The organism is Saccharibacillus kuerlensis DSM 22868, from assembly GCF_000378145.1.
GTDB lineage: Bacteria > Bacillota > Bacilli > Paenibacillales > Paenibacillaceae > Saccharibacillus > Saccharibacillus kuerlensis.
Genome location: NZ_KB899294.1, coordinates 12276 through 37812 on the forward strand (window position 1 = coordinate 12276; position 25537 = coordinate 37812).

13 protein-coding genes are annotated in these 25537 nt (G+C 53.6%); 9 read left to right on the top strand and 4 right to left on the bottom strand.

Features of this window, described 5'->3' with window-relative positions:
* Positions 1–282: 282 nt before the first annotated feature.
* Positions 283–1209, bottom strand: a complete 927-nt coding sequence (locus F456_RS22805) for a hypothetical protein (RefSeq protein ID WP_018978017.1) — start codon at positions 1207–1209, stop codon at positions 283–285.
* Positions 1210–1828: 619 nt separating this feature from the next.
* Here F456_RS22805 and F456_RS0115785 point away from each other — a divergent pair.
* From F456_RS0115785 to F456_RS0115820, 7 genes are all read left to right on the top strand, one after another.
* Complete coding sequence (locus F456_RS0115785) at positions 1829–3619, top strand: vWA domain-containing protein (protein WP_018978019.1); 1791 nt, start codon at positions 1829–1831, stop codon at positions 3617–3619.
* A gap of 186 nt (positions 3620–3805) precedes the next feature.
* Positions 3806–7195, top strand: a complete 3390-nt coding sequence (locus tag F456_RS0115790; RefSeq protein ID WP_018978020.1) for a tubulin-like doman-containing protein — start codon at positions 3806–3808, stop codon at positions 7193–7195.
* 1 nt (position 7196) lies between these two features.
* Positions 7197–9821, top strand: a complete 2625-nt coding sequence (locus F456_RS0115795; protein WP_018978021.1) for a hypothetical protein — start codon at positions 7197–7199, stop codon at positions 9819–9821.
* Positions 9822–9868: 47 nt separating this feature from the next.
* Positions 9869–11140, top strand: coding sequence for a vWA domain-containing protein (locus F456_RS0115800; RefSeq protein ID WP_018978022.1), 1272 nt, complete (start codon positions 9869–9871; stop codon positions 11138–11140).
* A gap of 1351 nt (positions 11141–12491) precedes the next feature.
* The gene (locus tag F456_RS0115810; protein ID WP_018978024.1) at positions 12492–13184 is read left to right on the top strand and encodes a hypothetical protein; all 693 of its coding nucleotides are present in this window, start codon (positions 12492–12494) and stop codon (positions 13182–13184) included.
* Positions 13185–13408: 224 nt separating this feature from the next.
* Positions 13409–14665 carry a TRAFAC clade GTPase domain-containing protein gene (locus F456_RS0115815; protein WP_018978025.1) on the top strand — a complete coding sequence of 419 codons (1257 nt, stop codon included), beginning with the start codon at positions 13409–13411 and terminating at the stop codon, positions 14663–14665.
* Positions 14666–14668: 3 nt separating this feature from the next.
* Positions 14669–17938 carry a GAP1-N2 domain-containing protein gene (locus F456_RS0115820; RefSeq protein ID WP_018978026.1) on the top strand — a complete coding sequence of 1090 codons (3270 nt, stop codon included), beginning with the start codon at positions 14669–14671 and terminating at the stop codon, positions 17936–17938.
* Positions 17939–18779: 841 nt separating this feature from the next.
* On the opposite strand, the gene F456_RS0115835 is transcribed toward F456_RS0115820, so the two are convergent.
* Positions 18780–21449, bottom strand: coding sequence for a DUF4084 domain-containing protein (locus F456_RS0115835; protein ID WP_083923723.1), 2670 nt, complete (start codon positions 21447–21449; stop codon positions 18780–18782).
* 290 nt (positions 21450–21739) lie between these two features.
* On the opposite strand from F456_RS0115835, the gene F456_RS22810 reads away from it, so the two are divergent.
* Both F456_RS22810 and F456_RS0115845 read left to right on the top strand, forming a co-directional pair.
* Complete coding sequence (locus F456_RS22810; protein ID WP_018978030.1) at positions 21740–22807, top strand: WG repeat-containing protein; 1068 nt, start codon at positions 21740–21742, stop codon at positions 22805–22807.
* A 78-nt stretch (positions 22808–22885) separates the two neighbouring features.
* Entirely contained in the window at positions 22886–23494 is a 609-nt protein-coding gene (locus tag F456_RS0115845) for a hypothetical protein (RefSeq protein WP_018978031.1), read from the top strand.
* Between the two features lie 87 nt (positions 23495–23581).
* Here the strand turns inward: F456_RS0115845 and F456_RS0115850 are convergent, their stop codons facing one another.
* Positions 23582–24118, bottom strand: a complete 537-nt coding sequence (locus F456_RS0115850) for a GNAT family N-acetyltransferase (RefSeq protein WP_018978032.1) — start codon at positions 24116–24118, stop codon at positions 23582–23584.
* A 263-nt stretch (positions 24119–24381) separates the two neighbouring features.
* Positions 24382–25356 (bottom strand): aldo/keto reductase, encoded by a 975-nt coding sequence (locus F456_RS0115855; RefSeq protein WP_018978033.1) that lies wholly within the window; start codon positions 25354–25356, stop codon positions 24382–24384.
* Between the last annotated feature and the right edge of the window lie 181 nt (positions 25357–25537).

The window sequence follows — 25537 nt, forward strand, 5'->3', positions numbered from 1 at the left end:
GCTGAAAAGGAAAGAACGGCAGTAGAAAGTGAGCAGTAAAAAAGGACGCTGTTGTGATAACAGCATCCTTATTTGTGTTTGCCAGCAGCAGGCTTGACGGTCGATACTGGATAGGAATTCTTTTACCGTTATGACAGCTGGCGCGATCATGCATCGTACATTCAGCAGAGGGCCAGCAGACGACCGGCAGGCGACCGGCAGGCGACGCAGGGTTAGAACATTTTCCATCGTCCTATAGATGTTACGAAGCTTGTTTGCCGCTTGCCTGCCGCTTGTACATTATCATCTATTGTCGGAGCTGTGTCCGGAGAATCGTACCCGATACGTTTCTTCCGCTTCCAGCTTCAATGGCCTGAAATTATCAGGATACTGTGACAGGACTTCGCGCAGCCGATCCAACCGATCCTGAGGCAGTTTGTGCGTGTAACGGCGGATAAACTCCGGATACAGCTCGATATATCGCTTCATCCGGACAGCCGCGCCGACAACGGCGGTCAGAATCTCGTCTCCTCGATGCAAGCTGCGGATCTGCGGCTCGTATCGAATACAGTAGCGAATTGCGCTCTCTTTGATCAATTCGCGGTTCAACTTGGCGACTTCGCCAATATAACCAGCCAGATGCGGAGAGAAACCGTCCATAATCAGCGGCTCTAGCAGCAGATCCATATCGCGGCGCAGGACGAATGACTGAAGCAGCTCTGCCTGCAGATTCCGGATCGGATCATTGCGCAGCAGCGTATTCACCTCGCGCAGCATTTCGTAAGCGTGGGCAGGTTCAGGCTCCAGCAGCCCTTCGGCCGCCCGGATGTCCTGTATAAGTCCATGGCGTATACGATCCTTATCACGGGCGAACAATTGGTCTGTGCGGATGCATACTTGTTCCTCGAACGCGCGCCGCTGGGACATCCACAGCAGAGCAGTCAGCAGTACGCCGGCTGCGGCCGATATGCCGATCCACGGGGGAGTGCCGGCAAAAAACATGGCCAGCAGCGTCAGCAGGACGGCAAAGAGCCGTTCGGAATACATGGAGCGCCGGACGGCACGTCTGGCTGTCGAAGGTACGTCGTACAATCTGCGTCGACCGCAGGCCGGGCATATATTTTGGGATAATACTGTATAGCAGCTGCATTTGCGGCAGACCCGCAGCTTATCGTAGGCATATTCGGTACGTTCATAGGGCTTCAATCTTACAACCTTTTTTCTGATCATGGACGGTCACGCCGATCGTTTAAAGTATTCAGCAGCCGCTCATCCAGTTCAGCCCTTGAAGGAGCTTTTTTGCGGCTGCGGATATAAAGCAGGGAATTGATTGTTGTAAAAAGAAACAAAATCCCGAGTGTTCCGTATGTGAGATAGATTAAATTACCGGACAATTGCTGCACATTCCTTTCCAAAGCCGATTTTGGGCAGATTTTTGGAGTCACGAACAGGAAAAGCGGCTCCCGCCGTCTTCAGTCATAGGAGTCCGTGAACCTCTGCACATTTTACGTTATAATTTGGGCAGTGCCTCCTTGGTTAACGATAGCTGGAAAAAGCGCCGGGTGCAACAAGACGTTGTGAAGATATGCGAAGGGAAATAACCGGGTTTCCTATAAGCGATCATCAGATATTATATCTTTTCAAACCCAAGATTGCAGGCAAGCTGCCACCCAGGAACAGGGTTGATTCAGGGAAATTACAGTCTTTTCAAAAGTTATTAACGAAATATTAAGGATTTTCACAGAAAACAGGCCTATGATAGTGTCGTCGGCTTCCGCTGCAAAATGGAATCGATGCCGGCATATGAGTAAAATGCGCAATCAGATAAATAAGAAGGGGTTTTGCCAAAATGGTACTGAAAATCAGAAGGTTGATTTATCCGCTGTTGGCGGTTCTGCTGCTGACTGCAGGAGTGTTCCCTACAGGTGCTCGTCCGGCGGGAGCCACGGGAACGGCGTCTTCGGCCGGCTCTACACCGATTGATGCGGTACTTGTACTCGATGCGAGCAACTCGATGGCGAAGAGCGACCCGCAGAAGCTGGGCAACGAAGCGATGAGGCTGTTTATCGATATGCTGCCCGTACAAGGCGACCGGGTCGGTATTGTCTCCTATACCGATGTCGTACAGCGCGAGAAAGCACTGCTGGAAATCCAAGCTCAAGCCGACAAAGACGAGTTGAAAACCTTTATCGGCCAGTTGGGCCGCGGAGCTTATACGGATACTGCAGTCGGTGTGACCGAAGCGGTAAATATGCTGCAGCGCGGAGCGCGCCCCGATGCCGAACCGATGATCGTCCTGCTGGCCGACGGCAATACCGAACTTAACACAACCAAGTCCAAAACGTTGGAACAGTCGCAGCAGCAGCTTGCCGATTCGGTGCAAAAAGCAAAGGACGCCGGTATTCCCGTCTATACAATCGGGCTTAATGCCGACGGACAGTTGAATCAGAACGAGCTTGAAAACATCGCATCCAGTACCGGAGGCAAATCGTTCGTCACGGATTCTGCCGATGATCTGCCGAGCATCCTCAGTGAAATTTTCGCCAGCCATCAACAGCTGAATATTGTACCGGTCGATTCACTGACCGGCAGTGGAGATTTCCAGGATGTGACGGTTGCCGTGCCGAACGCCCATGTACTGGAAGCGAACGTATCGATCACTTCAGACCAGCAAGTCGAACTGAAGCTCAAGGACCCGAGCGGCGCAGAGATTGCGATCCCATCGGATGCCGTGGCGCTGTCCACGTCCAAAACGTATTCGCTGCTGAAACTGATTCGGCCGCAGGAAGGTGACTGGACGCTGAGTGTAAAAGGAGCGGATCAGGATCAGATCGACATCAGCCTCGTATTCAACTATGATATCGAGCTGGCGACCGCTCCGCTTAATGCTTCCTCGTATGGTGCGGGCGACAAGGTTGACGTTTCCGCTTATTTAACAAGTGCCGGACAGAAGCTGGATTCGCCGGAATTATACGGAACGATGAAGGCGTCACTCGTCGCGAAGGACGAAGAGACCGGTACCGAGACCAGCGTTCCGATGACATTGAACGGTACGCAGTTCGACGGCAGCTACGAGCTGCCCGAAGCGCATAAGTACACGCTGCTCGTCCGTGCGGAAGCCGACAGCTTCTACCGCGAATCCGCGCCGATTACGATCGACGCCGCTTCCGGGACGGTATCCGGCGGAGCAGGAGCAGAAGCGGACAAGAAATTCCCGCTTGTTCCGGTCATTCTCGGCGTGCTTGGTCTGCTGGCACTTGCCGCCATTGCTTTCTTCCTGATGCGCTATTTCAAAAAGGTGAACAAAGGCTTCGTCGGTCAGATGGTCATCGAGATTCGCGACGACAACACCGGCGAACGGTCCTATCCGCAGTATAAAAAACTAAATACGTACAAAGGGCGTCTTAATTTGCATCAGCTCCTTCAACTCGCTCCCGAGCTGAAGGATACGGAAAATATCGTCTTTACCCCGGGTTCCGAAGATCGTATTGTGCTGCGCAGCACCGCTGAAGGCATTCCGATTGAGAAATCCGGCCGGGCCGTTGACACATCAAAAGGTCTGGAGCTGAAAAGCGGCGACCGGATTACCGTGCCCGTAACCCAAGCCAGTAAGACGATCAGTCTGGAATATTTGGTCTAGCGATCTTTGATTCAGTACTCTCTGGTTCAGTACTTTCTGGTCCAGCAAGCCTAGTCCAGCCAACTGCATGTAAGCTGTTCATTTTGACTGCAAACTGTTGATTTTTCGCTTAAAATACCGCTGTTATCCTACCGACCCGGCCTTCCGCAATATGGCGGAAAGGCCGCATCCCGAAAGGAGCTTTTCATGAAACCGATTGTAAGAGAACATATCCAGCAGCTCGACGTCTCGCTCGGAGGCGGGATCGTCAGTGAGAAGATCCGCGTCGATACGATCGACAATCCGATGCTTATTATCGGCCTCGGCGGCACGGGCATCGATGCCCTGCTGCGTCTCAAATACCAGATCAACCGCCGCTTCAAGCTGCCGGAAGATCCAGTCTCCAAGAAAAAGATGGAAAAGCCGTCCAATGTCGAGTTCCTCGCGTTTGAAACGAACGAGCAGGATCGTGGCAAGCGTTACAAAGGCATCGGCCTTGATCCGATCAACGAATTTGTTCTGCTCGCCAACGCCGAAATCGGCGGGCTGCTGCAGAACCGCAGCATCCTCGAACCGTACATCACGGAGTGGCTGTCGCCGGAACTCAGCATCACCGACGGCATGAGCGGCGCGGCCGGCGTACGTCAAGCGGGACGTCTGCTGCTGTTCACCAAGATCAATCAAGTTGTGCAGGCGATCGACAAGAAGATTAAGACACTGTCTGTCGGTACAAACAAGAAACTGACCGTTTTCCTGCTGACCGGGCTGTCCGGCGGTACGGGCAGCGGCTCGTTCCTCGATATTTCATACATCATCCGCGGATTGGTCGAACGCGATCACGGTTCTGCCGGTATCGACCGACTCAACATGCTGGGCTACCTGTTCACGCCGGACGTCAATCTGTCGAACAAAAGCCTCAGCGAACATACGCGTGAATACGTCCGTAAGAACGGTTATGCCGCGCTCAAAGAGCTGGATTACTGGATGAACGTCGACGCGCGCGGAGAGCGGTTTAAGCAGCAGTACGGCAGTATTCTGACTGTCAACTCGCCGCTGCCGCCTTTTAACCTGTGTCATCTGATCTCCGCAACGAATACAGAAGGCAAGCTGCTGGAGAATGCGTACGATTACTGCATGAACGTGACGGCAGAGAATATTACGAACTTCATGGCGAGCGAGGAAAAAGCTTCCGGCGAAGAGTTCGCAATTCACGACTATATCAGCAATATCCGCACGAATATCGCACAGATGAACAAAGCCTATCCGGCCAATTACGATTACAATATCATCGGCGCTTCGTCGGCAGTGCTGCCGATCGAGGAAATGACGACCTATCTGGCATTCCGTCTGTTCCAGAAGATGGAGAAAATGTTCCAGCACGCGCCGAACCAGGAAGAGGTCGAACGCTTTGCACAGAAGCTGGGTCTCGATCCGGATTCCATGCTCAAGACGTTCGAGTCGAGAGTGCCGGAACCGATTCCGGGCTATCAGAACAGCGAACGTCTCAGCTATGCCAATGTAGTCAAGATGCAGAACATCAGCATGGACGCCGAGTTGGAGCAGACGTTCCTGACACGTGCACGCGAAGAATATATCAAGATGAAGAAACAACTGCCGGGCGAGATGATGCAGCGTTTCTCCGAACAGGTCCGCCGCAGCTTCCTGAGTCCGGAACAGGGTCCTTTCTACGTATCAAGACTGATTTATACGGAAAAAGGCTTCTCCATGCTCAAGATGCTTCAAGCGTACATCGAGAACCTGCGTGAGAGTCTGCTACGTATTCCGCGTGATATTGAAGCGGCGGAGGAGCAGGCGAACGAGCGTCTGGGCGACGCGAAGAGCGCGCTCATTTCCCGGGATAAGAAAAAGAATGCTTATATTGAAGCCAAAATGAACGAGTACTGGCTGAGAGCCGATATCGAGCGCACCGAGCAGATGATCGAATTCTATGAGGACTTTTACGAGCTGCTGAACCGCGAAAACAACCGGATCTACGGCGTATTCACGGAAATTCTGAACGCGCTCAGCTCCATCTTCGAACGCAACGGCGAAATTCTGACCCGCGGCGACGAGCAGGTGGACCACAAAGGAAACAAGACGTATTACTGGAATGTGGTTAGCGTGCCGGATATCTCCAAAGTCGTGGGCAGCATTATGGAAGGCCGCGACGTGGACGATCTGATCCGAGACTTCTCCCAGGAACTGCTCGATCATTCGGACCGCTGGATCAAGGAGCAGGAAGTCGATATCGTCGGCTCCATCTCCGATTTCCTGACAAGCAAATTCGGCGATCTGATCACCCAGTCGATGGAAGATTTCCTGCGGATGAAATTCGGCGAAGACGAGTCGATCGAGAAATTCGTCGAGCGCAATATCGCAGGCAAGCTGGATGAGGAAGCGATTCCGGTGTTCCATTTGAGCAACAGCTCGGGCAATCTGCATTTCCCTTCGTGGGGCTTCGTCTCTGTACCTGTAGAAGCGCCGGGTATCCTCAAAGGTATCCGCAACTATCAGGAGAACGCGATCGGCAAGTCGAACTTTACAGTCAAAGAAAGCCGCGTCAAAAACCGGATCTTCTGGCTCAACACGCGCAACGGGGTGCCGCTGTTCGTCTATACGCCGCTCAAAGTCTATGAAGAAAACTACGAGCGTACCATTCTTGGCAAAGAGGGCGTCGGACGCCACCTGGTGCAGACGGAGCGCGAAAACTGGACTTACCTGCCGTCGCCGATTCCGCAGCAGTCGTGGGGCGACGTGTACCTCAACGATCGCGTCAGAGCTTACAACGAACGGATTCGCGAGGAGTTCGTCCGGGCGAGAGGCTTCGGCATCATTATCGAAAAAGACGCCGACCAGACGACCAGCAGCCGCTATTCCGTCGTAACGACCCGGCCTTTCGATCTGTTCGCGGCGCTGTCGGGCTTTGACATGCAGCTTCAGGGTGCCAAGCCGAACCTGGGTGAGGTCAAAAGAGCGCATGCCGAGCTGAAGCGTCTGCTGAATGAAGGAATCGACCGCGAATCGGTAAAAGACATTTTCGGCAGCTTCAACGAAGAACTGGCCAAAGAGAACTTGATCCGTTCGCCGGAGCAGATTCGCCGGGTGCGCGAGGAATTGGCGAAATACGAAATGATTCAGGCCAAAGCGGCCGAGCTGGAGTCGCTGCTGTCGCAGCATGCCGGCGAGGAAAGGCTGCTGGATCAGTATATCGAAGCCCTCTACACGGAGACGATTGTCAAGAAAGGCGCCCTGTACGTCTACGATCGTGAAGAGGACGAAGAGAGCTGGGAGCCGTTCGTCAACCTGATGAAGAGCCGCAGCTACCCGCATTTTGAGATCTACACGGTGTTCGGTTCGCTGGGCGAGCGTGAACGTCAGACGCTGATGCGCAAAGCTTCCCGCCGTTCGAACGAGCTGACCGCATCGGAAGACGTATCGCTGCTGCTGGGCAGACTGGATGAGCTGTATACGACATTTATTGAAGCGCGTCAGCAGCTGGAATACGAGCGCATGGAGCTGGTCAACGGTGAGGAAGCGTACCGCTTCTATCAAGAAACGTCGGCCAAGCTGAACGATCTGCGCAAAAGGTTGAAATAAGATGAACGAGCTGCTGGAGCAATTCGCCGCCGCGTATGCGGCGAGGGAAGAGACACTGCCCGGCTTCGCAGAAGGACGGAGCGGCCTGCATTATCCGGCCGCTTTCCTGTTTATCGGCGACCGGGCGTCGGAGGCGGCGTTGGCACTGACGGAACTGAATGCCCGCAAATACGATAACGCGGAAGGGATCGCGTATTTCCAAGTTGCGGATGCAGATCTTGCCCAGGATGGACTGGATCGTCATCGGCAGGCGGTCAGATTTCGCTGGGATGCTTTCAGAGGAAGAAGCCCGCAGGAGAACAGACTGCGGCGGGAGACGCACCGGGCCTTTCTGGACCCGGATGCGGATCATCTGTATGAACTGAACCGCGCACTTCGCCGGTCCAGCCGTATGCTGTCCGAAAGCGGGCGGCTGTTCACTTCATTCGATCGGCTGCATCTATCGGTCGTTGTGCATGCGGACGATGTGATGAACGTGCTGACTCCGGAAATCTCGCTGCTGGCTGGCGCGGTGTTCGGGCAGTCGTTCAAGTCTGTGCAGACGGACTTGTATGTGCTGGTGAGCGATCAGGAACAGTCGGATTCTTTCGGCTATTCCAGCTCGGTCGGCGTATCGTTTCTACGCGAGCTGGATCTGATGCAGCGGCCGGAATACAGTTTCTCCGCGCCTCTTCAAGTGACGGAGAACCGGCTGACGATCGACGTGAGCCATGCACCTTCACCGCTGTTTGATCTGGTATACATCCTGTCGGACAAAAACGAGCGGGGTATCGCTTCGCCGGGCGGCCTGCGCGGAGGTTATGAGATTATCTGCCACGCGCATCTGCTGAAGAACCGCCGCAGGGAAGTCGGATCGGCGGAGGAACAGCCGCTCGAAGGACTCAAAAGCGGGGCCGGGGAATACAACAATTCTTCCTTCAAGAGCGGGTTGTCCGACGAGTCCGGCAGGCGCGGCTTGGCTTCCGGCGGTTTCTCCCGGGTAACCCGGCCGGACCGTTCGATCGCACTGGCCGTTCTCTATCATTTCGCGCGCGGATTGAATATGCGTATGCGGGAGATTCCGGAGACGCCGGCTGCGGAGCAGCTGTCCCGGATGGAACTGGATCGTCCGCATATGAGGGAGCGGGCCGAACGGCTTGCGCCGGACGAAGGGCGGCTGGAAGACATGAACGGCATTATGAGTTCATCCGTTTCGTACTCGTCGATCCGCCGGATGACGCTGTACGAGGCGGAAGAAACGCTGTTCGGCAAGGCGGCGGAGAGTTTCTTCCGCGGCAACTTTGAGGCGGAGGTGCAGCGCGGGATGGCCGAAGCCGATATCGGACGCGGTCTGAGGCGGTACGCTGCCCGCGCCGCGGAGGAAGACGCCCGGTACGGACTTTACCGGATCGCGGCCTGGAGCGATCCTTCCGAATCCGCAAATGCGGCACCCGCCGCGCTGCTGGAGCGGATGCGCGAGGCCATGTTGGAGCTGGACGGAACGAAGGCGGAACTGGATCGTTTGTACGGCGGGATTGTGGAAGATCAGCCGTTCAAGAAAGCCCTTCTGCGCGACAGTCAGAATGTGCGCAACTTCGTGCGATATTTCTTCGAGCAGGTGTACGGACTGAAGCTGCGGATTTTGAGATTGGAAACGGAAATTGAGCTGTACCGGCGCTACGAAGATGCGCTGACGGCACTGCATGCGCAGTACAAGTCGATGATTCGCCGCGTGGAGCATCTGGAAGAACGGCTGCTCCGCGCCGCCGAGTACAGTGCGAAGAGTGCTGACGATTACATCGGACAGAATCTGATGCCGTACTACGGGCGCGTTGTCGAGACGCTGATGCGAGACGCCGAAGATCGGCGCGGACGCGATTACTACTTCGAGGAGCGCCGATTAGGCGATCTGGCTGCGCTGATTGCGGAGCGTCCGGAGGATGCCTATGGAAGCGGCATACCGGGGAGCGAAGCAGGAGGGCTCCGTTCGGCAGCAGCGAGCAGCGTCGTGAGCGCAAACGGTTCGGCTGGTTCGACCCGTCTGGCTTCGGATGAATCTTATCGTTCATCGCCGCCAGGGACAGGGCGCTTGTCCTATCCGGGCGGCGTGCTGTCCGGGATCAACGAAGCCGGACTTCCTCCGGCAAGTGCGGGCGAACGCCGTCTGCTGGAACGGCTGGCGGAACTGTGCAGCCGGGAGCTGCTGGGCGCCGATCCGCTTGTGCAGACATACGAAGAGGAACTGCTTCGCCGGGCGAATGTAGCCGTGGAGTACGAGAACAGAGAGACGATGACCAAGGAAGATCTGTTCCGTATCCTCTATCGTAAGCTGGAGGAGCGGGCGGCGATCAATCTGCGGCTGTTTGATTATACGCAGGAACACCGCCACGAAGAGAAATACTTCTTCGGCGACGCGAACGGCGAGTTCATGCGCTACGCGCTGAACGAAGAGGAGACGTCGCGGATCTACCGCGTCGGCTACGTCCACGAACGCCGCAGCGACGGCGTCGAGAAGCTGAACCTGATGGGCGGCTTCCATATTGAAGACCTCATGTATTACCGGAACGGCCGCGTCTACTATGACGCTTATATCAAAGCGGGTTACGAGTTCCATGCGATTGATGAGAAGACTCTGCCGGAGATCTAAAGGCATGGGAAAGCAGATAGATGTTCTAATGAAGGGAGTGAAGAAAGATGCAGCGCAAAATCAATCTGCTTCTTCTGCTGCTGGCGCTCGCCGGCGGAGCAGTCGGGTTCGGCATCGGGGAATGGCTGCTGAGCCGGTACGAAGGAGAGATGTCGAGTATTTTGCTCATAGGCATTTACTTCGGCGTTCTCGCTTTCTGTATCGGACTGGGCTGTCTGATTGCAGAAATGATTTCGCCGAAGTTAAACGGAAGATCATGGAGGGAACGTTATGCGGGGCTATCGTGGAAGCTGCTCGTCCCGGCAACACTGGCAGCTTTTCTGGCACTGGGTTCGCTGTTCGAGTACGTGTATGAACTGGACTTGGGCAAAGCCAAGCGGATCAATGATATTGTGCTCGTTATCGATAATTCGGAGAGTATGCTGACGACCGATCCTCAGAATCTGCGGTTTTCCGCCGCCAAAGATTTGATTGAGCGTATGGATGCCGAAAAACGGGTCTCTGTCTTTGTTTTCGATGATATACCGCAGATGGTACAGCCGTTCGTCTCAATAGCGACGGAATCGGCAAAGCAGCAGGTCTACACCAAGATCGACGGAATTGAAGATGCGATTTATGGTACAGATATTGCTGAGGCATTGACAGAAACGATGGGCCATATTCGCGAACAGGGAGAGTCGACCAGCGGTGCTATGGTTATTCTGCTGTCCGACGGAGAAAATGAAACGGACGTGAGCTCGGTGCTCAGCGATTATCGCAGCGGACGAGTCCCTGTCAACACGATCGGACTGGGTGCGGAGGGAGGCGACTTCCCGCTTCTGCGGGATATTGCGGACCGGACCGGCGGCACGTACACCGATGTCGCCAACGCCGATCAGATTTCGCTGGCGTTCCAGGATATCTATCGCAACTTGGACGATCACACACTGCTGACGGATCGCACAGGTGCAGCTGCAGGCAGCACTTATCTGCAGATTCTGCATATTGTACTGATTCTGCTGATCGGAACTGCGCTTGGTCTGGCTCTGGGGCTGGTGTTCGACAACCGCTTCCTGGCCAAAAGCTTCGGTATCGGCGGAGCGGTCGCAGGTCTTGTCGCCGGTCTGATTCTGGAGTTCGGATTGCAGGGAGATACGCTGAGTGCACCGATTGTCAGACTGTTGGCGGATTTGGCGCTGGCGTTCATTATTGCGCTGTTCACGCTTGTCGTACCGATCCGCGAACAGCAGCGCAGGGAACGAGGCCGCAAAGGAATGAGCACGACAAATCCTTCCGCCGGTCTCGGCCATCGTCCGGGCGACCGGAGCAGCGGATTCTAGGTTGGCAGTCCGGTAGTATAATGCTGAAGCTGTTGCTAACGTTGAAGCTGTTGCTAACGCTAACGCTGATGCTAATACTGAAGCTGAAGCTGAAGCTAATGCTGAAGCTGAAGCTAATGCTGAAGCTAATGCTGAAGCTAATGCTGACTGCCGAACGATCCGACCAGGCAGTACGTTGCTGAAGCTGACGGCCGAACAAGCCGCAAGGCAGAAATATGAAAGTTGAATGCAAGGACAAAGACTGTCGAGGTACTTCGGCAGTCTTTGGGCTGTTTTTGACAGTCAAGAAATGCAATTCAAAAAACGGCTTTCCTTCGATGGCAGAGCGCTTACTCTGGCAGAATGCTTACTCTTCGTAATTAGCAATTTTATCTGTGACGCCACAGTTTTCATCTTCGATGTCGTGAGCTTTATTCTCGAAATCACAACTTTCATCCGCGATGTCATGGCTTTATTCTCAATATCAAAGCGTAATGACCTTCATTCTCGAAATCACAACCCTGTTCTTCAATATTACACTCCTCATTCCCGATGCTGGAGTGCTTCATTTAGAGATGAAAATCGAGCCTGAAAGCTGGAACTGAAAGCTTAACGTTGAAAAAGTCCCTTTTCTTTGAGAAAGCCGATTATGCGCGTATGTAGGAAGACATTTCGGCAAATAAGTGCGTATATACACTTATTCCAGCTTGTTTTTCTTTTTATTTCAAAATAAGTGCACCAGTACAACTAAATGAGCGCTTTTCGACTAGAACTCCCCATTTTTCAATAAATAGTTGTATGAGAGCACTTATTTCGCAAAAACAAAGGCAAATCGATTATTTAGTTGTATATGAGCATCTATTTTTCGTATAAGCCAAGAAGTTACGACTTTTGATGAGGAAGATTACCGCGATCATGCGAAAGGTTGCTAGCGGTAGGCCAAAATGACGTAGATATGCGAAGCTGCAGACATACGAAAAGCCGCAGATATGCGAAAACTGTAGAGATGGGAAAAGTCACAGGTATGCGAAAGGTCGCAGACCTCCGAAAGGCTGAGAAAGAAGTAGAAAGTATGCGAAAACTGCTGCGGTCACGTGAATGGCTCTCATGCGTATACGAAAATTGCTGCTGCAAACTGCCCTTTTGGCCGTCGATTGAGCATCGTAGGAGCGTTCGATTTAGCAGGGTAACGACAGCTCCTTTGACCGGATTCTCCCCGTCCGGGGCCGGGGGATTCGGGCAGCTGGCTGTGCTATAATGAGGAAAGCTATGAAGATTGATCCAAAAATCAAAAATCCGTGTCTTTACGCCAAATCAGGCAGATGGACATGCGAATATTCAACGAACGTTTGAACGAAGGGGGAGATCCGGAATGCGGTTTACCGAAGCAGGCCCGGACTTACCGGTTATTCGTGAGCTGACGCGCCGGGTTAACGACGATGTCTGTACGCTGCAGTGGCAGTGGCCGTCCGGTACGGATTCGGTCTATATCGGCCGCCGTGCGTTGGATACGGCAAGCTCCGGCGCGTTTGGAGCAGGCGCGGAAGCCGGTTCCGATCCGACTGTATTCGGGCCGGACGGTGGCTTTGATGAGTCCGGACTGAAGCTGTACACGCGCGAAGAATATAAAGCGGCCGGTGGTTATCGAGATCGTCTGGATGGAATCGGCCGATATGCTTATACGGTTTACGCTGCTGTGCCGGGTTCCGGCGAGCCGGTGTTGGTGCGCCAGCCGAACGGCGAAAATATTATTGAAACGCCGGCAGGTCGGGCCAAGATCCGCTATGCCGTCCGGGAGAAGAAGGCGCTCTTTCGTGCCTACAAAACGGTACGAATCGAGATTTCCTGCGAGGTGCCGCTGGCAGAAGACGTGCTCTGCTACGTGAAGAAGAGCGGAAGTCATCCTGCTGGTCCGCAGGACGGTACGGTTTATCCGTTTGCGGCCCCATTTTCGGCCGGGCGCACCGTCCTGCCGGAAATCGAAGTAGGGAAGAACGATTACGTTCGGGTGTTTTTCACGGACGGGAAGAGGTACGGCCAGCTGTACGAGCTGCTGCCTGAATGATGGCGGCTGCGTCGATTGGGACTTATCCCAATGCCGGAAGAGGGCATGGGATAAGTGGTAGGGAGGCAGCGTTATAAGCTGCTGCTTTAAGACCACGGCTGCGCCGCCCGGAACTTATCCATTTGCCTTCGGTTATTGGATGAAGTTGCGGGGGGTTGAATGAAGTTGCGGGACTACTATATGAAACTGCGGCATAGGATATAAAAAACTTAGGGGGAACGGGAATGAGCTTCTTCAGCCGATTCAAAAGAAAGCCTCAAGCGGAACCGAGGCCGCTGTTTTATGATATCGTCTGTCCATACTGTTTCAGCAAATTCTCGCCGGACGATGTCGTCTTCCGTGCCTCGCATCACCGCGAGGACGACGAGGACTTTGCGCTGCGGGAAGACGAGGCGCTGAACCGGTACCGGGAACGCTTCGGACTGGGGACGCTGTACGATCTGGAAGCGATTCTGCGTCCGCAGGACAGTCTGCCGGAGCACCGGGTCTACACGGATCACGTGCTGACAGGATTGGTCGATCGCTACGGTGAGATGACGCGCAGGCGTCTGTGTCCGCACTGCCACAACGAACTGCCGGTAACGGCGGGCAAAGTACCGAGCAATATCATTTCGATCGTGGGAGCTTCGCAGGTCGGCAAATCTGTCTATATGACATCGCTGATTCACACGCTGCAGCAGACGACGGCAGACCGGTTCGATGCTGCCTGCATGCCGCTGAACGCGGAGATCAGCCGCAAGTTCCGCATGAACTACGAAGATCCGCTGTTCGAGCGCGGCGATCTGCTGGCATCTACGCAGAAGGAGCGGATGCAGGAGCCGTTTATTTTCCAATTCGTATTCAAGGATGAGAGCAAGCCGCCGCTGACGCTGGTCTTCTTCGATGTTGCAGGCGAGGGTATGGTAGACCAGGAGTACCTGAATCTGCACGGCCGCCATATCAAGAATTCCGCGGGCATCCTGTTTATGATCGATCCGCTGCAGATCCGCTCGATCCGCGAACGGATTCGCATCATGCTGGGCGACAAACCGGGCGAATTGGCGAATCGGTACGACGAGCCGCGCGACGTGGTTCTGACCATGTTCAGCGACTTTATTGCGCATCAGGAGAAGGGCAAGACGGATATTCCGACCGCGGTTGTGCTGACCAAGAGCGATATGCTCAAGGCGATTGCGGACGAAGACGGGGACTACATACGCCCGAACAGCAACATTTTCAACAATCTGGAGCATCACGATTACTTCGATCTGACCGAATTCGACAACATCGACGGCGAAGTGCGGCGCTTTATCGAGAAAGTCGACCGGCCGTTCAAAGGGACTATGGATGTCTATTTCAACCAAACCGGTTATTTTGCAGTATCGGCGTTGGGGAGCAATCCGGTGGACCAGAAGATTCAAGGTGTCGTCAGCCCGATCCGGGTCGACGAACCGTTTATTTGGCTGCTGTATAAGCTGAAATATATTGAGGGGAGAGAGTAAAAGTTGAATAAGTTCTCCTCGCAAAAAATTGGCCAGCAGATGTACACCCGCGCTCGAAGCGGCATTTTCCGCGATACGGAAGGCTATGATACGATCGCGCGCTCGGCAGGACTGGACGATCAATTTGTCAAAAAAACGCTGCATCCGCTCTGCGCTTACGATGCCCCGGCCGAACTGACCGCTTCCGGCGTCAAGGAAGAGTCGGCTTATCCGGACTCCGTGCACCTGGTGCAGCTTGAGAACGGCGATGTCGTGCTGGGACGCAGTCTGTACAAATCGGCGGACTTCACGGGTTTGCGAAGTTCCTTTTTCACCCATAACTATGTGATTCCGGCGGAAAAAGCGGAGTCGTTGAAAACGGAGTATATGAATTTCCTGTACGCGGATTATGTATCGGGGGAAGACGACTTTTCTGCGGAAGCGCCGGATGGAGCTGTGCTGTCGGAGTTGGAAAGCCTGCCGATGCGGACGAAGCTGCCGAAACCGAAGACGGGAGCGGATAAACTGGACGAGCTGGAGCTCGACGGCGCTTCGTTCAAGCGGCTGCTGCTGGCCGTGATGGAATCGGTAAACGGCCGGCGCAAAGTGTATGTGACGCTAAATGCGCCGGTTGCTGATCTGAGCGCCCGCGCACTGCGGCTGCTTGAGGTGCTGTATGCCGCGCTGCCGCCGGCTTTCCGCCGTCGTCTCGGATTTATGACCTATTCGCGCGAACCGCAGAACCGCAAAGGCGTCAATCTGACGTTTGTCGAACAAGGGTCTATGCGTCCGGGAGATCGGAATATTGAAAAAGACTTCCTGTTCGACTTCTTCCGGGGAAGGATCATCAATGCAGCGGAAGGCGGAAGCCTTCAGGAATTGGGAGACTTTCTACATAACGGTCTGAGTGATCCGCAGCGGTTGGAGCGGTTTTTCGCTTTTGCGGATGAGGCACTGGGAAGCTCGCCGGAAGAGTTGAACTCGGAACGATATTTGGAGCTGTCCCGACTGTTTATGATCGAAGAGGGAGACGAGACGCCTTACGAATCGGATCGGCGAGGCATTCTCGCACTGCTGCTTGGCTGGACACGCCGCTCGGGCGAAACGCATATCAAAGCCAGAATGCTTGAACTACTGGCGGGGCGCTTTGATCGTGAAATGCAGGATCTGATGGCCGGACGTCTGCCGGAGCCGGAACTTCTGCGCGATATTTTGGGCTACTTCCGAGTTGGCGGCAAAGGAGCAGGGGCTTTGGTGCTGCGGTATCTGCTGACACTGATGCCGATGGTCACGCGTCAGAAGCGGAAAGACGGCGGTATGGCTTACTTTGCGGTAATTGAGAGCGATCCGGAACTTGCGGATATGTTCTTCTCTACGCTGATCGGCAACCGCCAGCTGGCTTCCATGCTGTTCGAACCGTATCTGGATCGAAAGATGGAAGCGGCAGCAGATGCTTCGGAAGTGGTGCGTCTCGTGCAGAAATGGTCCGACGATCATCCGGGTCTGCTGCAGAACGAACATTTCTGTGACGTATCGCGGAGAACGCTCGGCGGCAAGCTGCGCCGTTCCGCCGACCCGGTATCCGCTGTGCGCAGCGTCGTAGAGACGCTGCGCGGCGACGGCAATCCGACGGCCGGCCTGATGGACGGCACAGGCGAGGAGCTGATGAAGCACCCGCTGTGCGTGACGCTTGCCGACGAAGCGATCCAGTATCTGCTGGACGAATGGGAATGGAACAAGGTTACGCTGCAGCAGGTGACGGGACTCGGCTTCCTGTACGAGGGCGAGACCGAAGAAGAACGTAAGCGGAAAGTCCGCGGCCCTCGCGGCACCGGCAAATACGCCGCACTGCGCGCCGCATACCTATGGTTTACTCAGGAACGGCCGGACGCCGGCCTGCTGGAAGGACTTGAACTGAGAGAAATGGACGAAGTCCAGATGCTGGGCAAGCGTCTGCTGCCGGCGGAAATTGCGGCAGGACGTTACAGTCGTCTGCTGCCGGCTTTCTCACGCAGTCTGAGTGGAGGCGGCGAAGACGTCGATTACCGCCGCTTGGTCGATGCGGTGCGGATCAACTCTGTGAAGTCCGGCGGACGCGAAGAAGTGTATCGTTTCTTCGCTTGGTCGGCCCGGCAGGAGCCGTATGTTCAAGGGAAACGGTTCGACCCGGCATACGAAGCAGAAATTATCCGTTATTTTGCGGCTCATGACCGGGAAGCATTCCGGGATAAGAACAATCGACGCGAATACTTCGATAACGCGCCGCCTCCTCTGGCCAGTGTATACCGCAAAGTCCAGGCGCAGCAGGCACCGCCTCTTGTGCGCTGGATGCGCAAAAACCGCAGACTGGCGCTGATGCTGATGGGCGTGCTCGCTCTGCTGATCGTTGGCGGCGGAACCGTCGGCGTGCTGTACGCAACAGGCGTTCTAGGCGGACAGGAGCAGGCGGCTCAGACACCGGCTGCTCCGGCAGTCGATCCTTCTTCCGAGAATGGAACGGATACGCCTGGAACAGTCGAGAGCGCAGATCCTGCAATGCTGGTGTTTGCGCCATCCGGAAGCGGGACAATCGAGTTCCGTTTCCGCACGGCAGCAGAGCGGAATGCTTTTGTGCAAGCACCGCCCAGTCTGACATTGGAGTTGTTGAACGGCGGCAGTGAGACTGTACCAAGTCCGGAGCTGCAGTCAGTCGATCTGGAACCGGGCGAAGGCTCGACTGGCACGGACGGCTCTTCCATTGAAGGTCCGGATGCCGGAACCGGTGCAGATAGCGGCGCAGCCGATGGCGAGTCAAGCGCAAGCGATGGCACGGGAACAGCTGGCCAAAATGCAGGCGAAGAAACAGGCAGCCCGGCGGGAGCGGAGGCGGAAGCCGGAACTGGCGAAGCTTCTGGTACAGAGACCGATTCGGGTACCGTCGGCACATCCGATGAAGAGCCCGGAGCTGAAGCTGGAGATCTGACCGGCACAGGCATTGTCCCGGATGCCGCTGGGGGCCTCTCTGGAGATCAGCCTTTCGGTTCGGAGAACGGAACCGATGCCGCCGGAGAAGCAGATTCCGTTACAGAATCCGTAACCGGTACGGATACGTCCGGTTCAAGTGCCGATCCTTCAGCAGGCGAAAACACTGAAGTCGGAAGTGGATCCGCGTATGAAGCGGCGAACCCTGCAAACTACCTGTACACAGCGGTGTTCCAGATCGCAGAGTCGGTCACGGCTGAGAACTCTCCGATCGAACGAGTAACCGTCGATGGCGAGAGTTACGCGGTTCGTACAGATTCGGCAGGGGAATAAACGAAAATGAAGCCCAATCGGGTTCAGGCATAAGCCTGTCCGGTTGGGCTTTTTGGTGTTATATGCTTTTTTCAAGAGGTATAGGAGGCTGTGTGATCATAAGTATAGTAAAATATATTTATGATTACAAATTAAGTAAGGGATCTAAACGGAATTAAGGTTGTAGAATTAATTTATCGACAAAAAAAGAAAATGATGATTAAGCTTAAATACGTGGAGGCATTCCCTACCCGACATGGTCTTATGCATGTGATCCGGGAGCAGATTGGAGAACGTTCTTATATCGACCGGCAGGGAAATGATGTGGAATTTAAGCCGATGCCTGAAGGGTGATAAGGTGTAGGGAGAGCAGGAACAAAAGGGAGGCCGCTTATACAATGAACATAACGAAGTCGAAATACCTTTTCCCGATTAGCGCGCTTATTATTTGGATTATTATAATCGCTTTGTTCGGACTTCTATCTCATTTTTCGGCCGCCGGCTTCAGTCTGCTTGTCTACGCGGTATGCATACTAGTTTATGATTCTGTCAAAGGTAGAAATTCTGGAGCCTTTGTTAAGCAAATGATAACGGCTATAATCGGTCTTATTGTATCTTGTATGAATGTTGCAAATGCTTTCTACTTAGAAAATCAGGGTTTGCTATTTAAATGGTTTGTTGCTTTATTTTCATTGTCGATTGTATACGTTTTCCTGAAAATGATTAAGCAAAGCGACAGGCGGTATCATAATTGAACGGAGGAACCACTATGCCGTTATGGCTGCGAATCATTTGAGCCCCTCAAAATCACAAAAAGCCTAAACGTTATCCGCCTTTTAGGCAGACGACGTTTAGGCTTTTTTTATGAACCCAGCGCATGTCGTGCCAGGCTGGCGATCTCTGCCGGAGGTACGGCTTCTCCGAACAAGGGACCCTGCATGCCGAAGCGGGCCAGGCTGCGGAGCAGCAGGGCCTGCTCTTCGTTTTCAATCCCTTCGGCCGCAATATGGAGCTGCAGCGTCTTGGCGAGTCCGGCGATCGAGGCGGTGATCGACTGTCTGACCGGGCCGCTTTCGAGGTTCACAGTCAACGAGGAATCCAGCTTAAGGGTATCGATAGGGATATTCTCCAGAGCGGACAGCGCAGCATAATTTTCTCCGCAGCCATCGACCGAGACCGAGATACCCAGCATTTTGATTTCTTGAAGCTTGGGTGCGAGCATTTTGGGCTGAGCGATGATCGCGGATACGGACAATTCTAACTGAATCAGTTCAGGACTTGTTCCGCTTTCCTCCAAGATCTGCTGTAACTGCATGGCCAGACTGTCCTGTTCGAACTGGTGCGGCGACAGATTAATTGTGATCTTGACCGGCATCCCTTCGTCGCTCCAGATCTTGGCCTGTCTGCAGGCTTCACGCAGCGTCCATTCGTCGATTGCAAGATTCATGCCTGTGGCTTCCGCAGCCTGCATGAATACGTCCGGCTTCAGCAGCCCGAAACCGGGGCGGTTCCAGCGAAGACAGGCTTCAGCACCAATCAGCGAGTTGGTATCCGCATCGACCTGCGGCTGGTAATGGAGCAGAAGCTCATTCCGGGCGATCGCTTCAACAATATCATTCTCCAACGAAATCTTGTCGAAGATGGAAGGGGCCGATTCTCCGAACAGCTTGTAGCATCCTCTTCCGCCTTCCTTGGCCTGATACAGGGCGATATCGGCTTTCTTCATCAAGCCGACAGCAGTATTATCATCGGACGGGTAGAGGGCGATCCCGATACTTGGCGTACTGTTCAGCACGCGGCCGTTCAGATTATGCGGGCGGCTGAGTTCTTCAAGAATACGGCGAGCCCGCTCTTTGACATCTTCGAGACCGGATACTTCGCGCAGGATAAGGGTGAACTCGTCTCCGCCCTGACGGGCGACCGTGTCGCCTTCACGCATACATGCCTTCAGTCGGTTTGCTACCGATAGCAGCAGACTGTCGCCGACATCATGGCCAAGTGTATCGTTGACGGACTTGAATCGGTCCAGATCGATAAAGGCCACCGCCAGCTGCTCTTGATAGAGCTGGGCATCGAACAAAGCTTTTTTCAGCAGTTCGTCGAAGGCAGCTCGGTTGGTCAGGTCAGTAAGCGGATCGTGATACGCCAGATGACGAATTCGCTCTTCGTTCTTCTTGTTTTCCGTAATATCTCTGCCAATTCCGAAAATACCGACGATCTTGTCTTTCACTCGAATCGGAACGCTGATAATACTGACTTCGTACGATAAACCGGCTCGGTTCTTGACAGTAAACTCCTGCCGTAGAGGGATTCCTTCCCGAAGCTGCTTCAAGTCGTCCGATAATCCCGGAAAGTCCTGCTTTTGTATAAACGAGGAGTAAGATAAGCCGATCAGTTCACGAGCATTGTAGCCGAGCAGATTCGCGCAGGTCGTATTCACACTGTCGAACTTTCCATTCATGTCCAGCGAGTAGGCGGCATCAGGATGATAATCGAATAAGGAGCGGTAGCGCTGCTCGCTAATCTCCAGCTCTTCCGTCTTGTCGTACAATTTGTTCAACAGACGCCGGTTCTCCAATAGAATAAACATCTGCCGCGTAATCACGAGCATAATGGAGATCGCGCAGCCAACTGTAAGCGCGTCAAATTTGCCGGGGCCGGTAATCATGAAGATAAACAGTACGATGACGTTTACGTAAGGAAGAGACAGGCGAACAAGGTCAAACCGCCGCGGATCTTCCTCTTCTTTTCCTGCAGGTTTTTCATTTTTCTCGGTTGTCTGAAGAGCTCCGGCGCCTCCAATCAGCAGGAGGCTTAACGTAAACAGCGGATCGACCAGATTGCCCATGAAATAACTGTCTGCGGAAACCTGGTAAAGATAAATGGAATTGCTGATAGCCTGAATGATCAGACCTCCGACAACGAGCAGCATTGGCTTGTCCGAGACGACCTGACGTGAACCCCAATATAGGCTGACTGCTCCAAACAACAAGCCGAGGTTACCAATTGGATAAAACAGAGAAACGGAAAGCTCCAGAATGCTCGCTTTCCCGGGCTGAAGCAGCGGACCAATAAGGTAGTGCCAGCTGAATGCAGTTGCTGCCGTCATAATGATCAGAACGTCAAACAGCAGTTTGAAAGCCCGGTAGCTCCGTTCAAATTGAGTGAAAGGATAGATAAAAGCGGCCAGATAGCAGACAATTTGCAGGATGAAAAAAAAGTCTGTCCAGCCAGGAGAGGGTAATTTGGTACCGAGTACAACGTCCTCATAAAGCCATATCATTTCGGCGAACGAATAGCTGAAGCTGCCGAGGGTCAATAAGATCCAAAAGGTTCTTCGTTCACCCGAACTTCGTTTTGCAGCGCGTGCCAGCCATGCAAGGGTAATTAGGCATGCGGCTGTGGTAAAGACGGTCCCTCCCCAACTGGATAAATCAGGGTTGTGTTTCCATATTGAAATCCAAGCAAAATAGGCGAGAGTGAATAAAGAGATAAAGGGGAAAAGAACGGTGGTTTTGTTTTGATCTGTCATGCTGTCAAGCTCTCCTATCTACTTGAAGTGGTTCTCAAGTTGCGTTAGTTAAGTATATTTTACTATAAAAAGAGTCGAAAGAATTATTTATTTAGGTATCAAGAGAGAAAAAAAGCGATTTATTATCGTTTAATTCTATTTTGTACCATAATTCGACAAAAATAAATCCTGTTTCTATTCTATCTTTTTTATGGATTAACTTTTTTTGGCTCAATGGGTATGTATGAATAAGTAAGCGAATCATGTAGGAGTGAATGGGTTATTTTTTACTTTTCGTGGGAGGTGTTTGAGTGAAGCAGCCCGCACGATCCATATGCAAAACATTTCTGTGGATATTGACGCTCATGCTGATTCTCGCCGCTGGCTGCAGAAGCGATACAGCGCAGCAGGGGCCCAGCACAGCCGATATTTTCCGGACCCAAGATTGGCGTCCCGTTCTAGTCGGCAGCAAGTACGGTTATGCGGATTCCTCCAATCGCCTCGTTCTCAAGCCCGCTTATCATGAAGCCCGGCATTTCTCGGAAGGATTGGCCTTTGTCAGAATCGGAGAACAGGCCGGCTATATCGACGCAACGGGACAAATGGTGATTGAAGGAAAAGGAGGAGGAGATTTTCGCAGCGGACTGGCTGTTGTGATGGACCACGATGCCAAGAATGCCGGGGGAATAGGCGAACATTGGAATTATATCGATAAGCAGGGCGATGTCGTTCTCGGAGCCGGCTATTATCGGGCCAACTCGTTCTCGGAAGGACTTGCTTCCGTCTGGCCGGACGAGAAGAGCGGGGCAGTCTTTATCGATCCCAAGGGGACAGTGGTACTTGATGGAGGCTTCAGCTACGGTGGCAGTTTCAGCGAAGGACTGGCCGTTGCAGCCAAAGGCGGGAAATGGGGATTTGTCGATAAGCAGGGAAAGACTTTGCCGCCTCAATTCGTCTACGATGCCGCACGGAATTTCAGCGAGGGACTGGCAGCTGTACTGCTTGGGGAAAAATGGGGATTTATCGACAAGCAAGGAAATAAAGTTGTGGAGCCCCGCTACGAGGAAGTCGGTCGATTCAGTGAAGGGTTGGCCAAGTTCCGTTTGAATGGATTATGGGGATTCATCGATGCTTCCGGCAGGGTGAAGATCGATCCGACATTTACAGATGCTCGGGACTACTCGGAAGGTCTGGCCGCGGTCCGGGCAAATAATGGCTTATGGGGATATATCGGAGCCGGCGGGAGTTATCGAATTCAACCCCGGTTCGAGGTAGCTTACGGCAGCGAGAATCGGACCATGCTGGTGAAGCATCGGGACACGGGCGCCTACGGCTACGTGGATTGGGAAGGGAAACCGGTTCATTTTATCGTTAAATGATTGAAGTATTGCCGTCCCCGGATTGCCATGTAAAAGGAACAGAGTATAAAATGCAGGTATGGAAGGGAGGCGAAGGCTATGGCCGGCAGCCGTATTATTGCGCTGAACCGTCTCGATCCGGCCGACCGCTTCTGGAGAGTATTCGAGAGCAAAGAACGGGATTGGTTCGATCGGTTGGAAGAGGACCAGGAAGGCGTATTCGAGGAATTGGGCAGAATGCTGCAGGCGATCGATGACAATCTGGCGTTCGGGATCTCGGAAGGCGTCGAAGACGGACAAAGGCAATTGGTACTGTCAGCCAACGGGATCGTCGATTCGTTCGGCAGTGTAATCTCGTTGTATGAGGCGGCGCCCAAGCTTGAACGCTGGAAAATCGTTGCATTCCGTCCCCGAATGGAAGCGGCTGCAGGATTTGTGATTCGGATGGAAGAGCTGGAACTGTCCTGCGCCGACATTTATTTCAGTTGGGAGTTGAAGGACCAACTGATCGATTTGAAAGTGTATATCCGTCATTTCGATCCGGCTGACCTGCGCTTCGTCAACGCCTACTTTATTCTGCTGGACAGTCTGATCGGCGAATTCGACGCGGCAAGCCGTATAGGCGAGACAACCTTTGCCCGGCTGGAAGATACAGAGGGACTGCTGACGTTGAATAAGATTGTCCGAATTGTCGACAACATGATATAGGGAGCGACGAATCCGCATATACAAAAAAGGAGCGAAGCCGAATGGAATTCCGGCTCGCTCCTTTTTTATAGGATCTGGGATTCAGCCTCAGTTCGCCTGCTCCCATTCTTCTCTCAAGATGCCCATACGGATCGAGTCGTAATACTGCCCGTTGTAATAACGTGCTTTACGAATTCTGGCCTCCATCTGCATACCCAGCTTCTCGCCAATCCGGATCATGCGTGCATTGCCCGACCAGGTGCTGTATCCGATTCGCACCAGCGGCATTGTCCTGAACAAGTGCTCGACCCACAGCTTCAGAGCGCGCGTGCCCAGACCTCTGCCCCAACTGCCTGCTTCGTGGAAGACGATGCCGACCTCCAGCCAGCGGGAAGGCTCGTGTTCCCAATAATAGGATACCGTGCCGCGCACCGTACCCTGCACCTCGATTACCCAAAAGTCGTCATTGCCGATCCATTTCTGCCCCGTCGGCAGGAAATCTGCGTAAGAAATGGACTCATGCGGATAATAGGGCGCGTCCCACTTTTTCCATTCGGGCTGTTCTTCCTTATAGACAAGCTCCCACACGCGAGGCAGGTCTTTCTCTTGCAGCGGGCGGATAGTCAGTTCTTGATCCGAAATCATTCTATTCCTCTTTTCGCGAATTTAGTTGTCGATCACCTCATGCGTCGTGTTCGAAGTTGTGTTTTTCATGTTCATCAGTCCTCTCTTGGTTAATTAAATTCAATACTAATGGAATATTTAGGGGATGAAAAGGTAACGAATGGAAAAGCGGAATGAACCGGAAAATCAGCAAAGCCCACTGTCCGCGAAGAGAATCCTTCAGTCGGAGAGCGGGCTTATGTGTTCGTATGTTTTGCTGCACATTCGTTTAACTGCGCATTCGTTTAACTATAGAAGTTTCGGGTCCAGCGGTGAGCTTTGAGCTTCTCGATCTGCTCCTTCGGCAGTCCCTGTCCATCGCCAATTTTCATGTTGCGCTCAACGTTGCGGATCGACCGCATGCCAGGGATTACGGTGGAGACGGCCGGGTGGCTCAGTACGTAGCGCAGCGCGGTCTCGGCGATCTCGTCGTTTCCGATGCCCAGGTCCTGCGTGATCTTCTGTACCCGCTCGTACACCTCGCGTTTGCGGTCGCCGCGGAAATAACGGCTGCGGAAATCGTCTTCGTCAAATTCCGTCTCCGGCGTAATGCTGCCCGTCAGGCCGCCTTCGTCGAGCGCCACGCGTACGATCACGCCGACGTTATGTTCTAGGCAGGCAGGGAGCAGCTCGTCTTCCGGTGTTTGTTCGAAAATGTTGTAAATCACCTGCACCGTATCGACGACACCGCTCTCGATCAGCTTAATGGCGTTGGCGGGCTGGTAGTCATTGATCGAGACGCCAAAATGGCGGATTTTGCCCTGCTCCTTCAATTTCTGCACGCCTTCCAGCCAATCGCCTTGTCCGACCCATTCGTCCGACCAGACATGGAACTGCTGGACGTCGATGACATCCAGGCCCAGATTGCGCAGGCTGGTTTCCGTTGAAGAAATGACATGTTCGGCGGTGAATGCTTCGTTCGACGGTACACCTGCCTGTGCCGGCCACTGACCGTTTTTTGGCGGAATTTTCGAAGCCACGTAGATCGTTTCCGAGCGCTCGCGTACCACTTGTCCAACCAGTTTCTCACTGTGGCCGTCTCCGTAACCGAGCGCCGTGTCGATAAAATTCAGTCCCAGCTCAATCGAACGATGCAGCGCTTTCAACGATTCTTGGTCGTCGGCGCCGCGCCAACCCGTATTGCCGATTCCCCATGCTCCGTAGCCGATCTCCGATACGTCCAATCCCGTTTTACCAAGCGTTCTGTAGTTCATGCTCATGGTCTGCTTACGCCTCCTTGGTCGATTCCGGACTTGCCCTCTTCCGGATCAGTATCAAAAGTTCGAAACGATAACCTTTAACCGTAATGACAGCAAACGATAGAGGGAATGCTCAAAGTCGACGCGAAAGTTTAGAAAAAGTTTTCGAACATTCAAATTCCCTCTTGTGCATGTCGTTACG

What these genes read in the sequence shown, in the direction of transcription:
- F456_RS22805 (WP_018978017.1), bottom strand. Translation starts at nt 1,209, where the DNA reads ATGATCAGAAAAAAGGTTGTAAGATTGAAGCCCTATGAACGTACCGAA.
- F456_RS0115785 (WP_018978019.1), top strand. Translation starts at nt 1,829, where the DNA reads ATGGTACTGAAAATCAGAAGGTTGATTTATCCGCTGTTGGCGGTTCTG.
- F456_RS0115790 (WP_018978020.1), top strand. Translation starts at nt 3,806, where the DNA reads ATGAAACCGATTGTAAGAGAACATATCCAGCAGCTCGACGTCTCGCTC.
- F456_RS0115795 (WP_018978021.1), top strand. Translation starts at nt 7,197, where the DNA reads ATGAACGAGCTGCTGGAGCAATTCGCCGCCGCGTATGCGGCGAGGGAA.
- F456_RS0115800 (WP_018978022.1), top strand. Translation starts at nt 9,869, where the DNA reads ATGCAGCGCAAAATCAATCTGCTTCTTCTGCTGCTGGCGCTCGCCGGC.
- F456_RS0115810 (WP_018978024.1), top strand. Translation starts at nt 12,492, where the DNA reads ATGCGGTTTACCGAAGCAGGCCCGGACTTACCGGTTATTCGTGAGCTG.
- F456_RS0115815 (WP_018978025.1), top strand. Translation starts at nt 13,409, where the DNA reads ATGAGCTTCTTCAGCCGATTCAAAAGAAAGCCTCAAGCGGAACCGAGG.
- F456_RS0115835 (WP_083923723.1), bottom strand. Translation starts at nt 21,449, where the DNA reads ATGACAGATCAAAACAAAACCACCGTTCTTTTCCCCTTTATCTCTTTA.
- F456_RS0115845 (WP_018978031.1), top strand. Translation starts at nt 22,886, where the DNA reads ATGGCCGGCAGCCGTATTATTGCGCTGAACCGTCTCGATCCGGCCGAC.
- F456_RS0115850 (WP_018978032.1), bottom strand. Translation starts at nt 24,118, where the DNA reads ATGATTTCGGATCAAGAACTGACTATCCGCCCGCTGCAAGAGAAAGAC.
- F456_RS0115855 (WP_018978033.1), bottom strand. Translation starts at nt 25,356, where the DNA reads ATGAGCATGAACTACAGAACGCTTGGTAAAACGGGATTGGACGTATCG.